At 57.0% G+C, this 15642-nt stretch carries 14 protein-coding genes; 10 read left to right on the forward strand and 4 right to left on the reverse strand.

The features are described from left to right. Positions 1–22: 22 nt before the first annotated feature. Complete coding sequence (locus tag ACWPM9_RS02400; protein ID WP_484756620.1) at positions 23–958, reverse strand: tyrosine recombinase XerC; 936 nt, start codon at positions 956–958, stop codon at positions 23–25. Between the two features lie 142 nt (positions 959–1100). Here ACWPM9_RS02400 and ACWPM9_RS02405 point away from each other — a divergent pair, with 142 nt between their 5' ends. The 8 genes from ACWPM9_RS02405 (at position 1101) to ACWPM9_RS02440 (ending at position 10034) form a co-directional block, all read left to right on the forward strand. Next, a complete protein-coding gene (locus tag ACWPM9_RS02405; RefSeq protein WP_484756621.1) occupies positions 1101–2039 on the forward strand; it encodes a GNAT family N-acetyltransferase in 939 nt (312 codons plus the stop codon). A gap of 89 nt (positions 2040–2128) precedes the next feature. Then, on the forward strand, positions 2129–4336 hold the full coding sequence (locus ACWPM9_RS02410) for a primosomal protein N' (RefSeq protein ID WP_484756622.1): 2208 nt from the start codon (positions 2129–2131) through the stop codon (positions 4334–4336). Positions 4337–4419: 83 nt separating this feature from the next. Further along, positions 4420–4803 carry an AGROH133_08824 family phage infection protein gene (locus tag ACWPM9_RS02415; RefSeq protein ID WP_428188199.1) on the forward strand — a complete coding sequence of 128 codons (384 nt, stop codon included), beginning with the start codon at positions 4420–4422 and terminating at the stop codon, positions 4801–4803. Between the two features lie 259 nt (positions 4804–5062). After that, entirely contained in the window at positions 5063–5623 is a 561-nt protein-coding gene (locus tag ACWPM9_RS02420) for a F0F1 ATP synthase subunit delta (protein ID WP_484756623.1), read from the forward strand. Then, positions 5623–7152 (forward strand): F0F1 ATP synthase subunit alpha, encoded by a 1530-nt coding sequence (atpA, locus tag ACWPM9_RS02425; protein ID WP_428188201.1) that lies wholly within the window; start codon positions 5623–5625, stop codon positions 7150–7152. Before ACWPM9_RS02420 ends, atpA begins: the two co-directional genes overlap by 1 nt. Positions 7153–7182: 30 nt before the next feature. Next, positions 7183–8061: a F0F1 ATP synthase subunit gamma gene (locus ACWPM9_RS02430; protein ID WP_428188202.1), complete on the forward strand. Its 879-nt coding sequence runs from the start codon at positions 7183–7185 to the stop codon at positions 8059–8061. 24 nt (positions 8062–8085) lie between these two features. Then, positions 8086–9564: a F0F1 ATP synthase subunit beta gene (gene atpD, locus ACWPM9_RS02435; RefSeq protein ID WP_428188203.1), complete on the forward strand. Its 1479-nt coding sequence runs from the start codon at positions 8086–8088 to the stop codon at positions 9562–9564. 62 nt (positions 9565–9626) lie between these two features. Then, positions 9627–10034, forward strand: coding sequence for a F0F1 ATP synthase subunit epsilon (locus tag ACWPM9_RS02440; protein WP_428188204.1), 408 nt, complete (start codon positions 9627–9629; stop codon positions 10032–10034). A gap of 88 nt (positions 10035–10122) precedes the next feature. Here ACWPM9_RS02440 and ACWPM9_RS02445 read toward each other — a convergent pair whose 3' ends face one another. The 3 genes from ACWPM9_RS02445 to ACWPM9_RS02455 all read right to left on the reverse strand — a co-directional run bounded on the left by ACWPM9_RS02445 (position 10123) and on the right by ACWPM9_RS02455 (position 14045). Continuing rightward, positions 10123–11739 (reverse strand): GMC family oxidoreductase, encoded by a 1617-nt coding sequence (locus ACWPM9_RS02445; protein ID WP_484756624.1) that lies wholly within the window; start codon positions 11737–11739, stop codon positions 10123–10125. Between the two features lie 6 nt (positions 11740–11745). Beyond that, a complete protein-coding gene (locus ACWPM9_RS02450; RefSeq protein ID WP_484756625.1) occupies positions 11746–12963 on the reverse strand; it encodes a mandelate racemase/muconate lactonizing enzyme family protein in 1218 nt (405 codons plus the stop codon). A gap of 179 nt (positions 12964–13142) precedes the next feature. Next, positions 13143–14045, reverse strand: a complete 903-nt coding sequence (locus ACWPM9_RS02455; protein ID WP_484756626.1) for a LysR substrate-binding domain-containing protein — start codon at positions 14043–14045, stop codon at positions 13143–13145. Positions 14046–14200: 155 nt separating this feature from the next. Here ACWPM9_RS02455 and ACWPM9_RS02460 point away from each other — a divergent pair, with 155 nt between their 5' ends. Together ACWPM9_RS02460 and ACWPM9_RS02465 are read left to right on the forward strand one after the other, a co-directional pair. Beyond that, complete coding sequence (locus ACWPM9_RS02460; RefSeq protein ID WP_484756627.1) at positions 14201–15133, forward strand: L-lactate dehydrogenase; 933 nt, start codon at positions 14201–14203, stop codon at positions 15131–15133. Positions 15134–15303: 170 nt separating this feature from the next. Then, positions 15304–15630 carry an ArsR/SmtB family transcription factor gene (locus tag ACWPM9_RS02465; RefSeq protein WP_428188318.1) on the forward strand — a complete coding sequence of 109 codons (327 nt, stop codon included), beginning with the start codon at positions 15304–15306 and terminating at the stop codon, positions 15628–15630. The last annotated feature ends 12 nt before the right edge of the window (positions 15631–15642 follow it).

Genomic DNA, 15642 nt, shown 5'->3' on the forward strand with positions numbered 1-15642 from the left:
ATGGACGTGGTTAACGCTGGCCTCAGGCGCGAGGATGGGCTCGCTGATAGACCTCCATCAGACGTACCGAATCGATGCCGGTGTAGACCTGCGTCGTCGATAGCGAGGCGTGGCCCAGAAGTTCCTGTATGGTTCGCAGGTCGCCACCACCGGCCAAGAGATGCGTTGCGAAAGAATGCCGCAATGCGTGGGGCGTTGCCGTATCCGGAAGACCAAAGGCCGCGCGCAGCTTTTGCATGCCGCGCTGGATGATCGCCGGCTGAAGCTTGCCACCCTTGGCGCCACGGAAAATCGGCATGTGGTCATCAAGGTGGTATGGGCAGAGTTTCACATACTGGATCACGGCTTCGTGGACGACTGGAAGCAGCGGGACCACTCGCGTCTTGCCGCCCTTGCCCTCGATCCGCAGACTTGCGGCATTGGCCGGGATATCCATGGGGCGCAGCCCGAGTGCCTCGGATATGCGCAACCCGCAGCCATAGAGCAAAGCGAGCACCGCCGCATCACGAGCTGCAATCCAGGGTTCGTCGCTCATCTGCGTCTCTGTTTCCATCAGCTTGAGCGCCTGGACGTCTGTCAGTGGTTTCGGCAGGGATTTTGGCTGGCGCGGCGAGCGGATGGCGCTTGCCCCTGCCGCGTTTACCAGGCCTTTGCGCTCAAGGTGGCGCAGAAAAGATCGGAGGCCAGCCAGATGACGTGCCAGCGAACGGGCGCCGGCGCCGGTCTTTCTGCGCATGGCCAGAAAGGCGCGCAGGTCCGCAGGACGCAACTCGGAGACATCCTTGACGCTTGGCGGTCCGCCCAGATGGGCGGTCAGAAATGTCAGGAACTGGCGGGTGTCCCGCTCGTAGGCGTCGACGGTCAGCCGCGCCAGGCGGCGCTCATTGGATAGCCCATCGAGCCAGTCGGCGCGCTCGCTGACGAGGTCGGGTGCAGCGATCGTCAGTAATTCGGACAAAGGCAAACTCTTTGATATTCGTGTGCAGGTGTTCCACATTGCGCTTGAGCGGTTATAAAAAGGCTAACATCAGCAGGGAACTGTCATCCTTCGATCACATTACATTGCGATAGAAATTCATCTGCAGACGTCGGGGTTTTGAATGGCGCGCCGAGATTCGATGACTGTGTTCGGGCAATTTGCCGAAGCAGTGGCTTTGGTTTCCCAAGGGCAACCAGGACATATTGTAGATACATTGATTGCAGAGCGTGGCGAAAAGCTCGTCAAGCATCCACTTTGGCCCGCGATGCGGCCGTTTCTGTACACATTGCTTCGCTATGGGAAGGCGATCGAGTTCGCCGATGATGTCGCCAATATGCCGGGCTTCCAGGCGTTCGAATATCTCAGCCGCATCCTTCAACTCGACATCCGCGTCAAAAATGCCGAGCGTATCCCCAAGTCGGGTGGCTTTATGATGGTCAGTAATCATCCGACGGGGATTGCTGACGGTGTCGCGGTATTCGATCTGCTGAAGGATCGCCGGCCGGACATGATGTTCTTTGCCAATCGTGACGCTATTCGCGTCAATCCCCGATTGGTGGAGATCATCATCCCGGTAGAGTGGCGGGATGAGCACAAGAGCAAGCTCAAGGCACGCGAGACGTTACAGATCACCAATCGCACCATCGAGGAGCAGAAGGCTGCGATCCTGTTTCCTTCAGGTCGCATCGCTTACTGGGCCAACGGACGACTGAACGAGCGACCGTGGAAAAGCTCGGCTGTGGGCCTTGCGCGCAAATATGGCCTTCCGATCTTGCCTGTCCACATGACTGCGCGCAATTCCGGACTGTTTTATTGGTTCGCCAAATGGTCGACCGAGTTACGCGATATGACCGTTTTCTATGAACTTCTGAACAAGAAGGGTGATTGCTTCGACTTCACTATCGGGAATCTCATTCAGCCCGACGCGCTGGAAGGCGACCTGACTGACGTCACTTCGGCACTCGAACGGCATACGGTGCACGCTCTGGCTCACGACGGTGATGCGGTCTTTTCGCGGGGCATCAAAACTGCACCTCCAACTTCGGTGACGCAACGCTGACTTCCTTGCACAGGCGACTTGTGCTTCGACCAAGCGTTGATCGCGTTTTCTGTTTCCTTTAATGCCCGTGCAATGCAAGTTGCTCGCCCATGAATGACGATTCTTCTGATCTGTTTGGAGCGGAAAGCTATCCGCCTGCCGTGCCGGTGCTCGTGCCGTTGCCCGCGCCGACGGCGTACAGCTATCGTATTCCCGATGGCATGACGTCGATAGCGCCGGGTTCGATCGTGCAGGTGCCCCTCGGGCCGCGTCAGGTCGTTGGCGTTGTGTGGGACGAAGCGGACGGGCCAGCGGTCGATCCTAAGAAACTGCGCTCGATCACCAAAGTCTTTGATTGCCCTCCACTGGATAAGGACATGCGTTCTTTTCTGGACTGGGTCTCTGCCTACACTTTGTCACCGCCTGGACTGGTGACACGCATGTCGCTGCGCGCCCCCGCTGCTTTTGATCCCGAACCGATGATTGAAGGTTTGAGGTTTGCAGGTGTGGAGCCGGAGAAATTGACGCCGGCGCGCCGCAAGGTGCTGGAGCTTGCTGGAGACGGCCTGTCCTGGACCCGTGGCGGCCTTGCCAATGCGGCCGGGGTGTCGCTCAGTGTCGTTGACGGACTGACCAAGCATGGGGTTTTCGAAACTGTTTTCCTGCCGCCGCCGCCGCTGGTGGCAAAGCCTGACCCGGATTTTGCTCCGGCGCGGCTGCAAGGACCGCAGCTGGATGCCGCCAAGGAAATCTGCGAAGAATCGATTGCCGACACGTTTTCCGTGACGGTAATCGATGGCGTCACCGGCTCCGGCAAGACGGAAGTCTATTTCGAGGCGATTGCCGAAACGCTGCGGCGGGGAAAGCAGGTTTTAATCCTTCTCCCTGAAATTGCGTTGACGGCAGACTTTCTCGAGCGGTTTCAGGATCGTTTCGGTGCTAAGCCTGGTGAGTGGCATTCGGATCTTGCAACCCGCACACGCGAGAAGGTCTGGCGTCAGGTCTCCACAGGAGAGATAAGGGTTGTGGCCGGTGCCCGATCTGCCCTCTTTCTACCCTTTGAGGATCTTGGTCTCATCATTGTCGACGAAGAACACGACCCGGCCTACAAGCAGGAAGACCGGGTGTTTTACAACGCTCGTGACATGGCTGTTGTCAGAGCGCGGATCGCCGGCTTTCCTGTCATTCTGGTCTCGGCGACGCCATCTGTTGAGACGCAGGTCAATTGCCTGAATGGTCGCTATCGCCGCGTCCATCTTCCAACGCGCTTTGCCGATGCCGCGTTGCCCGATCTTCATCTCGTCGATATGCGACGTCATCCGCCTGAACGCGGCGGGTTTCTCTCGCCGATCCTGGTGAAGGCAGTGGGCAAAGCTGTCGAGCGTGGCGAGCAGGCGCTGCTGTTTCTCAATCGGCGCGGCTACGCTCCGCTTACTCTATGCCGCGTCTGCGGTCATCGCTTCCAGTGCCCACAATGTTCAAGCTGGCTCGTCGAGCATCGGTTTCGCACGCAGATACAATGTCATCAGTGCGGCTATGCAGAACCCACACCAGATTCCTGCCCGGAATGCGGAACCTTGGACCATCTGGTGGCCTGTGGGCCGGGTGTCGAGCGGATCGCTGAAGAGGTGGAGAAGCATTTCCCGGATGCGCGGACTATCGTCCTTTCCTCGGATCTTGGCGGCGTGAAGCGTTTGCGGCTTGAATTCGAGGCCATCACCAAGGGACAGGCGGATATCGTCATTGGAACACAGCTTGTCGCCAAGGGTCACAACTTCCCCCTGATGACACTGGTCGGCATCGTTGACGCCGATATCGGCCTTGCCAATGGCGATCCGAGAGCCGCTGAGCGAACCTATCAATTGCTGTCGCAGGTTACGGGACGTGCGGGACGTACCGGGCGCAAGAGCCACGGTCTTCTGCAGACATTCCAGCCGCAGCACCCCGTCATGCAGGCACTCGTGCTTGGAGACGGAGAGGCTTTCTACGACCGGGAGATCCATGAGCGGGAAAAGGCCAATCTGCCGCCCTATGGGCGACTGGCTTCAATCATCGTTTCAGCAGACAATCGTGCCGATGCAGAAACACATGCGCGCCAGTTGCGGCAGTCAGCGCCGGTGGTGTCCGGCATTGCAATTCTGGGGCCGGCAGAAGCTCCGCTGGCCCTGATCCGTGGACGACACCGGTTCCGCCTGCTCATCCACGGACGCCGCAACAGCGATATGCAGTCGTTCCTCAAGGTCATGCTCGCAAACGGACCCAAGGAGCGGCGATCGATCAATGTTCAGGTCGACATCGATCCTCAGAGTTTTCTGTAGAGTTGTTGCAGCTCCGCCGCTTACGGATCGCGTGCATTCCATGCTACTAGCACCGAAACATTCGTACCACGCAGGGGATATCCATGGAATTCTACTTCCCGACCGAAACTGGCGAGCAGCTAGCATTCTGCAGCGCGGCCTTCACCATCCTCTTCGGGCTCATTCTCATGTTCGCGCCGGGGCTTTGCCTGGCATTTTTCGGCCTTCAAAGGCGTGGCAATCGCAATGAAGGACTTTCGGAAGCGCGCTCCATTGGTGGATTTTATGCCGGCAGCGGACTTGCTGCCGTGCTGTTGGCCCAGGACCTGATTTATCTGACAATCGGTGCCGCCTTTGCGATGGCGGCTTTCGCACGGATACTGTCGATCATGTCGGACTCCGCCAATAGCTGGCGCAATCTGCTACTCCTGATTGCGCAGGTCATTCTCGCCGCATTTCCACTGGTCTACGTCTTCCAACTGATCTGATATGGGGAAAAGCACATGAAATGCCGACTTCCCGTACAATTCGCCGTTATTTTGCCCCAGCGGTATTGTTCTTAAGGATTATTCCGGCCATACGCGTGTTGCGAGTCCTGACTTCCTATGCTAGACGGACCGCGAAATTCGGAAAATGCGAGTGAAGGATACTTGCGTTTCTGGGGGAAAAATAAACGATATCAAGTTGATAGGATATCCGTTCCACGGATGTCCAAGGCTTGGGTCATAATCAGGGAAACTTTTGCCCGTGGCAGACACATCCCAGCACATTTCCGGCGTGGCAGAGCGCTATGCGTCGTCGCTTTTCGAGCTTGCGCTTGAGGCCTCGGCGGTCGAATCCGTTGGAAGCGATCTGGATCAGTTCCAGGCGATGATCGACGGTAGCGACGACATGAAGCGTCTGGTGACCAGCCCGGTCTTCTCGGCTGCGGATCAGCGCAATGCCGTATCCGCGCTGGCCGCCAAGGCTGGCCTTGGCGAGCTGACAACCAATTTCCTCAAGGTCGTTGCAGGCAATCGCCGTCTGTTCGCCGTATCGGGCATGATTGCGGGCTACCGTGATATCGCTGCCCGTCATCGCGGTGAACTGACAGCGGACGTTACGTCTGCGCACGAACTCGATGAAGAACAGACTAATCAACTGAAAGCGGCGCTGAAGGACATTACCGGCAAGGACGTGACGATCAATGTCACGGTCGATCCGTCGATCCTCGGTGGTCTGATCGTCAAGGTCGGGTCCCGTCAGATCGATTCTTCCCTTCGCACCAAACTTTCCACCCTTAAGCTTGCACTGAAAGAGGTTGGCTGATGGATATCCGCGCCGCGGAAATTTCCGCAATTCTAAAAGATCAAATCAAAGACTTTGGCAAGGAAGCTGAAGTTTCCGAAGTCGGCCAGGTGCTTTCCGTTGGTGACGGTATTGCCCGCGTTTACGGCCTCGACAACGTGCAGGCCGGTGAAATGGTCGAGTTCCCAGGCGGCATTCGCGGCATGGCACTCAACCTTGAATCCGACAATGTCGGTGTGGTTATCTTCGGTTCCGACCGTGACATCAAAGAAGGCGACACCGTCAAGCGGACTGGCGCCATTGTGGACGTGCCGGTCGGTCCGGAATTGCTGGGTCGCGTCGTTGACGCCCTTGGCAACCCAATCGACGGCAAGGGCCCAATCAACACGAAACAGCGCTCGCGCGTTGACGTGAAGGCTCCTGGCATCATTCCGCGCAAGTCGGTTCATGAGCCGATGTCGACCGGCCTTAAGGCTATCGATGCTCTGATCCCGGTTGGCCGCGGCCAGCGCGAGTTGGTTATCGGTGACCGTCAGACCGGCAAGACCGCGATCATTCTCGACACGATCCTGAACCAGAAGGCCATTCACGACAATGGACCGGACAGCGAGAAGCTGTTCTGCGTTTATGTTGCTATCGGCCAGAAGCGTTCGACCGTTGCGCAGTTCGTGAAGGTTCTTGAAGAGCGTGGCGCTCTCAAATACTCGATCATCGTTGCTGCTACGGCTTCGGATCCGGCTCCAATGCAGTATCTGGCGCCATTTGCCGGTTGCACGATGGGCGAATATTTCCGTGACAAGGGCCAGCATGCGCTGATCGGTTACGACGATTTGTCCAAGCAGGCTGTTGCTTACCGTCAGATGTCGCTTCTTCTGCGTCGTCCTCCGGGCCGCGAAGCTTATCCTGGCGACGTTTTCTATCTCCATTCGCGTCTCCTCGAGCGCGCTGCAAAGCTGTCTGACGAGCGTGGCGCCGGTTCGCTGACGGCTCTGCCGGTGATCGAAACTCAGGGTAACGACGTTTCGGCGTTTATTCCGACCAACGTGATCTCAATCACCGACGGTCAGATCTTCCTTGAGACGGATCTGTTCTATCAGGGTATTCGTCCGGCTGTTAACGTCGGTCTGTCGGTTTCCCGCGTGGGTTCTGCCGCTCAGATCAAGGCGATGAAGCAGGTTGCCGGCTCGATCAAGGGTGAGCTTGCCCAGTATCGTGAAATGGCTGCGTTCGCTCAGTTCGGTTCCGACCTCGATGCGTCCACGCAGCGTCTGCTTAACCGCGGTGCGCGCCTGACTGAACTCTTGAAGCAGCCGCAGTTCTCGCCGCTCAAGACGGAAGAGCAGGTCGCTGTTATCTTCGCAGGTGTGAACGGTTACCTCGACAAGGTTGCTGTCAACCAGGTGAGCAAGTTTGAGCAGGGTCTTCTTTCCTACCTGCGTGCGGACGGCAAGGAAGTCCTTGACGCTATTCGTACCGAGAAGGCGCTCTCTGACGATGTTAAGACCAAGCTCAAGGCGGCGCTGGACACTTTCGCCAAGTCGTTCGCTTGAGGTTTAGTCTAGAAGGGACGGAATAAACGGATGCCTTCACTTAAGGATCTGAAAAACCGGATCGCCTCCGTCAAGGCTACGCAGAAGATCACCAAGGCGATGCAGATGGTCGCTGCGGCGAAGCTGCGTCGTGCCCAGGAAGCTGCGGAGGCCGCACGGCCCTATTCGCAGCGGATGGGTGCTGTCCTTGCGAATATCGCTCAGGCAGTCGGAGCCGATGATTCGGTTCCGGCGCTGATGACAGGCACCGGCAAGGACGACGTGCATCTGCTCGTGGTCTGCACAGCCGAACGTGGTCTGTGCGGTGGCTTCAATGCCCAAATCGCAAAGGCCGCCCGCGAACATGCTCGCAAGCTGATTGCACAGGGCAAAACGGTCAAGTTCTTCTGCGTTGGCAAGAAGGGCTTCGATGCACTTCGCCGTGAATTCGGGCCGATGATCGTCGAGCGCGCTGATCTTCGTGAAGTCAAGAGAATCGCCTTCGAGAACGCCGATGTGATCGCCAAGAAGGTGATCGACATGTTCAACAAAGGCGAGTTCGACGTCTGCACGCTGTTTTACTCGGAATTCAAGTCCGTGATCAGCCAGATTCCGACTGCACAGCAGCTGATCCCAGCGTCTGCCCCTGAGGCACCTGAGGAAAGCGGCGCATCTGCCGTCTACGAATATGAGCCGGATGCAGCATCGATCCTCGCGGATCTCATTCCGCGAAATATCTCGGTGCAGGTTTTCCGGGCGCTTCTCGAAAACGTTGCTGGTGAAATGGGTGCCAAGATGAGCGCCATGGACAATGCGACGCGCAATGCTGGTGAAATGATCAACAAGCTGACGCTTTCCTACAACCGTCAGCGTCAGGCGCAGATCACCAAGGAACTCATTGAAATCATTTCGGGCGCGGAAGCGCTCTGAGGTTAAGGAAAGAGGGTAAGACAAATGGCTAAGGCAGCTACCCCTAAAACTAAGGCAGCGAAGGCCGCTACCGGTTCTGTCGGCAAGGTGATCCAGGTCATCGGCGCTGTTGTTGACGTGGCTTTCGATGGCGAACTGCCGGCGATCCTGAACGCGCTGGAAACCCAGAACCAGGGCAACCGCCTTGTTCTGGAAGTGGCCCAGCACCTCGGTGAGAACCAGGTTCGCACGATTGCCATGGACTCGACCGAAGGTCTTGTTCGCGGTCAGGAAGTTGCCGACACTGGAGCACCGATCTCGGTTCCGGTTGGTAAGGAAACACTCGGTCGTATCATGAACGTCATCGGGGAGCCCGTTGATGAAGCTGGTCCGATCAAGACTTCTGGCACGCGCTCCATTCACCAGGACGCTCCTGCTTATATCGAGCAGTCGACAGAGTCTGAAATCCTCGTAACGGGCATCAAGGTCGTTGATCTTCTTGCTCCTTATGCCAAGGGCGGCAAGATCGGTCTGTTCGGCGGCGCCGGCGTTGGTAAGACGGTTCTGATCATGGAACTGATCAACAACGTGGCCAAGGCGCATGGCGGTTACTCGGTGTTTGCCGGCGTTGGTGAGCGTACTCGTGAAGGTAACGACCTTTACCACGAAATGATCGAATCGAAGGTGAACCTCGACCCGACCGAAAACAACGGTTCGACCGAAGGTTCCAAGGCTGCTCTCGTTTACGGTCAGATGAACGAACCTCCGGGTGCTCGTGCTCGCGTGGCGCTGACGGGTCTGACGATCGCTGAATCCTTCCGTGATGAAGGTCAGGACGTGCTGTTCTTCGTGGACAACATCTTCCGCTTTACGCAGGCTGGTTCGGAAGTTTCGGCTCTGCTTGGCCGTATTCCTTCGGCTGTGGGCTATCAGCCGACACTGGCGACCGACATGGGCCAGATGCAGGAGCGCATTACTTCGACGACCAAGGGTTCGATTACCTCGGTTCAGGCGATTTACGTTCCCGCCGATGACTTGACCGACCCGGCACCAGCGACCTCGTTCGCCCACCTGGATGCGACCACAACGCTGAACCGTTCGATTGCTGAAAAGGGTATTTACCCGGCAGTGGACCCACTGGACTCCACGTCGCGTATGCTCGACCCGATGATCGTTGGTGAAGAACACTACGAAGTTGCCCGTAAGGTTCAGTCGACCCTGCAGCGCTACAAGTCACTTCAGGACATCATCGCCATCCTCGGCATGGACGAACTGTCTGAAGACGACAAGCTTACTGTTGCGCGCGCCCGTAAGATCGAGCGCTTCCTGTCGCAGCCGTTCCACGTTGCTGAAATCTTCACAGGTTCGCCTGGCAAGCTGGTTTCTCTCGAAGATACCATCAAGGGTTTCAAAGGCCTTGCAGATGGCGAATACGACCATCTTCCCGAAGCTGCCTTCTATATGGTCGGCACCATGGAAGAAGCGGTCGAGAAGGCCAAGAAGCTGGCTGCCGAAGCCGCTTGATAATGGAACGGGGGCGCTTTTCCGCGCCCCTTCCCAAACCTCATTTGAAGAAGTGATCCGTCATGGCCGATAGTTTTGATTTTGAGCTCGTATCGCCCGAACGCCTGTTGGTGTCGGAAAAGGTGACCGAGGTCGTCATTCCGGCAACTGAAGGCGAGATGACCGTGATGGCCAATCATGCCCCAACGATGACGACGATCAAGCCTGGCGTCGTGACCGTTAAGGCTGCATCCGGACAATCGACGAAATACGTTGTGTTCGGTGGTTTTGCGGATGTCGTTCCAAGTGGCTGTACGCTGCTTGCGGAATCGGCAGTTGCAATGAGCGATCTCAACCGCGATACGCTGCTGAAGCGCATCGAAGAAGCTCGCGCCGAGCTTGAGAATGCTGAATCGCATGAACACAAGTCCCGCATCGAGCAGTATCTGATGGAACTGACACACCTCAACGGTGTTGTCATGCCAGCCTGATCAGGTTTTGTGATAGCGGCAAGCCGCGCTTGAAGTTGTCAAAGGCCGGGCTTTATAGCTCGGCTTTTTTCGTTAAGGCACGGGTTACTCACCGCGTATCTTCGAGAATGAGATCTGCGCCTTTTTCGGCCACCATCATCGTTGGTGCATTGATGTTTCCCGCCGTAATGTTGGGAAAGATGGAGGCATCGATGATCCGAAGACCTGGAATACCATGCACCCGCAAGCGCGCATCGACGACCGAGCTCGTCTCGTCACGACCCATCGCGCAGCTTCCGCAAAGATGGTAGATCGAGCCACTGTTGTCACGGAAGTATTGCAACAGTTCTTCCCTCGTTTGAGCGGCTGGTGACGGCGATACTTCCTCTTCGGTTATCGCACTAAGCGCTGGCGCGCCGGCAATCTTCCTCACCAGATTGCTTCCCTGGATCACCTCCTCAATATCCCGATCTGTCGACAGGTAGTTGGGTTTGATGCTGGGTGCAACGGCCGCATCGGCCGATGCAATGGTGACTTCGCCACGGCTGGTCGGACGGCACGAGTTGAAGGCGATTAAAAAACCGGGATAAGGCTCGGGCATCATCTTCGCTCGCGGTGAGGCGGGAATGCGGTAGGAGAGGGGGTTGAAGTAAAGCTGGATGTTGGGCCGTGTGTCGTTGGGATGACCACGCAGGAATGCCCCCGCCTGGTTGACGCTCATGGCGAAGGGGCCTTTGCGGGTCAGCAGATATTGCAGGCCAAGAACGGCCTGTCCGAACAAGCTTCCAAAACTGCCATTCAGCGTCGGACGATTGGCCCGATAGTAGAAGCTGGCACAGAGGTGATCCTGCAGATTTTTACCGACGGCCGGGAGGTTGAGTCTCGTTTCGATGCCATGGGACTGCAAGGCTGGGCCGTCACCAATCCCACTCAGCTGCAACAGTTTCGGCGTATTGATGGCGCCGGCTGCGAGAATGACCTCCCGACGCGCGTTGGCGATACGTCTCTCGCCGTTCTTCAGCAACACCACTCCACCAACGCGACCGTCGGCTTCAAACCGGAGCCCGTCGACCAGTGTGTTCAACTCGAGTTTCAGATTAGGTCGCGTTAGAGCCGGCTTCAGATATTCGGCACTCGAATGAGAACGTTGCCCCCGTCGAACGTTGATATCGTAGATGCCTGCGCCCTCGATTTCGGAACCATTGAAATCCTGATTCTGGGGATAGCCCAACTGTTCGCAGGCTTCGATGAATGATTGGCTGATGGCGTGAGCGCCGGTTCGCATGGAGGTGACGTGGATCGGACCATTGCCGCCATGCCATTCTGATGGCCCTTCAGCATGGGTTTCCAGCTTGCGGAAATACGGCAGAACGTCACTGGCCGACCAGCCGGCATTTCCGGCGGCCGCCCAATCGTCAAAATCTGACGCGGCTCCACGCACGAAAACCATGGCGTTGATTGAGCCTGACCCGCCCTGAACCTTGCCGCGCGGCACGTAAATTCGGCGATTGCCAAGTTCTGGCTCGGGCTCAGTCGAGTACATCCAGTTGACTGCTGGATTGTGGTAGCTCCGGGCATAACCCACGGGTATCTTGAACCAGAAGGAATTGTCGCTTCCACCTGCCTCCACCAGTAGAACGGTATGGCGACCATCCGCGCTCAAGCGATTTGCCAGAATACAGCCGGCAGAGCCCGCGCCAACGACGATGAAGTCGAATGTCGACATGGCGCTTCAGCCTTTGGCCGGATTGAAAGCCTTCACATCGGCGTGCTCGGCATCCATCTGTAGATGCAGCCGCTGGCCCGTATAAGGGGAATGCATGCACACCACATCAAGATTTAGCTCGACGCCAATGCCGGGCTCACGCGAGGGAATGATGTAGCCATCCTCGACGGTCAGTTTTCTCTTCAGGATCTCGGCATGAAAATCACCGAAGTCGCGGATGGCTTCATGGATCAGGAAGTTGGGCAGCGTGGATGCCAGCTGGATACTTGCAGCCGCACCGACGGGTCCATTGTAGAGATGTGGTGCGACCTCGGCGTAGAACGCCTCTGCCATGCCTGCGATTTTCTTGGCCTCCAGCAGGCCGCCTACTCGCGCGACATTCATCTGCAAGATTGCAGCGGAGCCATTCTGGAGAATGCGCTGGAACTCATATTTTGTCGTCAGACGTTCGCCGGTCGACACAGGGATTGATGTCGCACGCGCAACCTCGGCCATTGCCGCCTCTTGACCGGGAGGCACCGGCTCCTCGAACCACAAGGGGTCATATTTTTCCAGCCGCCTGGCCAGCCGGATGGCGGAAGAAGGGACCATCTGGCCATGGGTGCCGAACAGGATGTCGGCACGATTGCCAATGGCATCGCGGATCTTTCGGCAGAACTCCTCGCACCTGTCCATCACGGGAAGCGAGAGATGATGGCCTGAATAGTTGGTATAGGGCCCCGCCGGGTCGAACTTGACCGCCGTAAAGCCCATATTGACCATACGGATGGCTTCTTCAGCCGCCAGATCGGGATCGTTGTAATCGTATTCGCCGGCCGCGTTCTTCGGATAGAGGTAAGTGTAGGCGCGCAGTCTGTCACGGACCGGGCCACCGAGAAGGTCAGCGACAGGGCGGTCGGCAGCCTTGCCGATAATATCCCAACAGGCAATTTCGAGGCCAGAGACAATGCCCATCATTGTCGGGTCGGGACGCTGGGTGAAACCGCTGGAATAGGCCGCTCTCCAGAAACGCTCAATCTGATGCGGATCGTGGTCCTGCAGGTAGCGCTGGAATACGTCTTCAATCAGGGGCACCAGACCAGACGGATGAAAGGCGCTGTCATAGAGCTCCCCGACTCCCTTGATCCCGCAGGCCGTTTCGAGCTCCACGAATATCCAGTACATGCCGCCAATATGTGGGGGTGGGGTGGCAACGACGTGGGTCTGAAGCGAAGCGATCTTCATGGTGTCTCCTCGAAAATGGTATGCAGCCGTTCAGTGTAGCGACCATCAGACATGTCTTACATTGGCATAAAGCGCATCTGGATCAGCTGAAGCAGCCGCATCGAGGTGCAGTTTGGAAGGGATTGTGGGTCGCATGCAAGCGACTAATTTTCAGGTCAATAGTTCGAAAAACGAATGTTTCAGGCGCGGGCAATGCCACCATTAAAGGAGGGGCTGACCATGCCAATTTGGTCTACAAGCCATGTCCTGAAGGATTTGACCAATGCGCTCTCCATTTGCCCTTCACGTGTCGCAAGCCAGTAGGATTCGTGGCCCTCAACTTCGACATCCAGTACCTGTGTCAGGACATTGCTTTCAATGAGGGGATCGACCATGAAGCGATCAGCCACGGTTACGCCAAGTCCATTGCATGCGGCCTCAATCGCCATGTCGAGAAGATCGAACTCCAGACCCCGTTTCGTCTCAGTCTCGCTCAGGCCGGCAGCATCCAGCCATCGCTGCCAGGTCAGATAACGCTGATCGGTGGATGCGAGGACATGCAGGAAGGGGAGCTTGGACAGGTTGGGGCGTTCATTCAAAGTTAGGTCGGCCAGAAGTGAGGGCGCGCAGACGGCGATATGCTTTTCCGTCATCAGCAGTTGAGAGCGCAGCAACGGCCACTCGCCATCGCCGAAGCGGATTGCGCAATCCAGCATGCCGCTTTCCGCCAGACTATCATGAAGGTCGGTAGTGATGCTGATATCGATGTCCGGCAAGGATTCCCTTAAGTGTGCAATGCGAGGTATCAGCCAGCGCCTGGCGAATGTGGGTGGCGCATTGATGCGCAAGCGGTTCTTGTTGTTCTTTTCCGCAATGTTTCTGACGGCAAGTTCGACGCCGTGGAAAGCCTGTTGGAGCGCTTCCAGCAGTTCTGCGCCGGACGCCGTGAGCTCCAGATGATGATGCTTGCGCAAGACAAGGGTCTCGCCGAGCTGGTCCTCAAGGTTTCTCACCTGACGGCTGACCGCACTTTGGGTGAGGTTCAGTCGCTCGGCAGCGCGCGTAAAGCTGCGGGTCTGACCGACCACTTCGAATATCTTCATTGCAGACAGGGCCGGAAGCTTCCGCATCGTTCGTCGATCACCCAATTACAGTTCAGTCGCGATCCACAGTTTGAAGATAGCCGTTGGCAATTGAAACAGGAGAATGTCACACTTCACCGGACATTCTCCAAACTCATATTCAGGGGACAGATTTCATGAAGGTCGGAATTGTTGGTGCCGGAATGGTTGGCAGCGCCGCAGCTTATGCGATGGCGCTGATGGGGATCACCAGCGAGATCGTTCTCGTCGACATGAATGAAGCCCTGGCCGTGGCGCAGGCAGAGGATATTTCGCATGCCGTTCCCTTCTTTTCGCCCACAGTGGCGCGGGCCGGTCATTATGTCGATCTGGCGGAGGCGCGGGTCGTCATCATTGCCGCTGGCGTCGGTCAAAAGCCGGGTGAAACGCGGCTGGAGCTTCTGGGACGCAATGCCGCTGTTTTCCGCAGCGTCATCGCCGAAGTCCTGAAAGCCGCGCCCAACGCCATCCTTTTGATCGCCACCAATCCGGTCGACGTCATGACGCAGATCGCGACACGGCTGTCTGGCCTTGCGCCTGAGCGGGTGATTGGGTCTGGCACTATTCTGGATAGCGCTCGTTTCCGAAGCCTGCTTGGCCGCCATCTTGGGATGTCCCCTCAGTCGGTGCATGCCTATGTGCTGGGAGAGCATGGCGATAGCGAAGTGCTCGGCTGGTCCAATGCGCGGGCCGGATCTGTGTCGCTTCTGCCGTTAGCCGAACAATTGGGCAGGCCGATCACGGATGATATCCGCAAGGATATCGATGATGGGGTACGCAACGCGGCCTACAAGATTCTCAACGGAAAAGGCTCGACCTATTACGGCATCGGTGCCGGATTGGCGCGTATCGTTCGCGCAATCCTCAACGACCAGCGGGATGTCCTGTCTGTTTCCATTGTCACCGCAGAGGTCGCTGGTGTGCAGGACGTCGCGCTTTCACTTCCACGCATTGTCGGGAGTGATGGGGTCCTGTCGGATCTGTTGCCGGATCTTGACTACGACGAGCGGGAGGCGCTGCATCGCAGCGCCTCAATATTGAAAGAGCGTGCAGATTCTGTGCCGATCTGACTCCGGGTGATTGCGTCAAGTACCATTCCCGGTAGAATTTCCAGCCAAAATACACCTTTTGTCGGGGTCGATTCTGTTTCCGTGCCGGAACAGACTGCGCCGCGATCACGTTTGGGAGAAATTCATTGTCGGCGAGTGCAAACGTAACTTTGCCAGAACTAACTGCAGAGATGACACACGAACAGCTTGAAGAATTCATGGGGAGGGCACGAGAGGCAAGCGAGTTGCTGAAAGCCCTTTCACACGAATCCAGGTTATTGATTTTGTGTATCCTCAGTCGCGGAGAGAGAACGGTCGGTGAAATCGAAAAGATCCTGAATATGCAGCAGGCAATTGTTTCGCAGCAGCTTGCCAGGCTCCGTATGGAAGATCTCGTAAAAACACGTCGGGACGGACGCCAGATTTTTTACAGCATCGCAAATCCCAACGTGAATGATATCGTGTCACTGCTCTATCAAATGTATTGCAAACCGGACGAAATTGCCGATCACGCTTAACCGACAATCCAG

This window comes from Agrobacterium sp. H141, assembly GCF_057158725.1.

What these genes read in the sequence shown, in the direction of transcription:
- ACWPM9_RS02405 (WP_484756621.1), top strand. Translation starts at nt 1,101, where the DNA reads ATGGCGCGCCGAGATTCGATGACTGTGTTCGGGCAATTTGCCGAAGCA.
- ACWPM9_RS02410 (WP_484756622.1), top strand. Translation starts at nt 2,129, where the DNA reads ATGAATGACGATTCTTCTGATCTGTTTGGAGCGGAAAGCTATCCGCCT.
- ACWPM9_RS02415 (WP_428188199.1), top strand. Translation starts at nt 4,420, where the DNA reads ATGGAATTCTACTTCCCGACCGAAACTGGCGAGCAGCTAGCATTCTGC.
- atpA (WP_428188201.1), top strand. Translation starts at nt 5,623, where the DNA reads ATGGATATCCGCGCCGCGGAAATTTCCGCAATTCTAAAAGATCAAATC.
- ACWPM9_RS02430 (WP_428188202.1), top strand. Translation starts at nt 7,183, where the DNA reads ATGCCTTCACTTAAGGATCTGAAAAACCGGATCGCCTCCGTCAAGGCT.
- atpD (WP_428188203.1), top strand. Translation starts at nt 8,086, where the DNA reads ATGGCTAAGGCAGCTACCCCTAAAACTAAGGCAGCGAAGGCCGCTACC.
- ACWPM9_RS02440 (WP_428188204.1), top strand. Translation starts at nt 9,627, where the DNA reads ATGGCCGATAGTTTTGATTTTGAGCTCGTATCGCCCGAACGCCTGTTG.
- ACWPM9_RS02445 (WP_484756624.1), bottom strand. Translation starts at nt 11,739, where the DNA reads ATGTCGACATTCGACTTCATCGTCGTTGGCGCGGGCTCTGCCGGCTGT.
- ACWPM9_RS02450 (WP_484756625.1), bottom strand. Translation starts at nt 12,963, where the DNA reads ATGAAGATCGCTTCGCTTCAGACCCACGTCGTTGCCACCCCACCCCCA.
- ACWPM9_RS02455 (WP_484756626.1), bottom strand. Translation starts at nt 14,045, where the DNA reads ATGAAGATATTCGAAGTGGTCGGTCAGACCCGCAGCTTTACGCGCGCT.
- ACWPM9_RS02460 (WP_484756627.1), top strand. Translation starts at nt 14,201, where the DNA reads ATGAAGGTCGGAATTGTTGGTGCCGGAATGGTTGGCAGCGCCGCAGCT.
- ACWPM9_RS02465 (WP_428188318.1), top strand. Translation starts at nt 15,304, where the DNA reads ATGACACACGAACAGCTTGAAGAATTCATGGGGAGGGCACGAGAGGCA.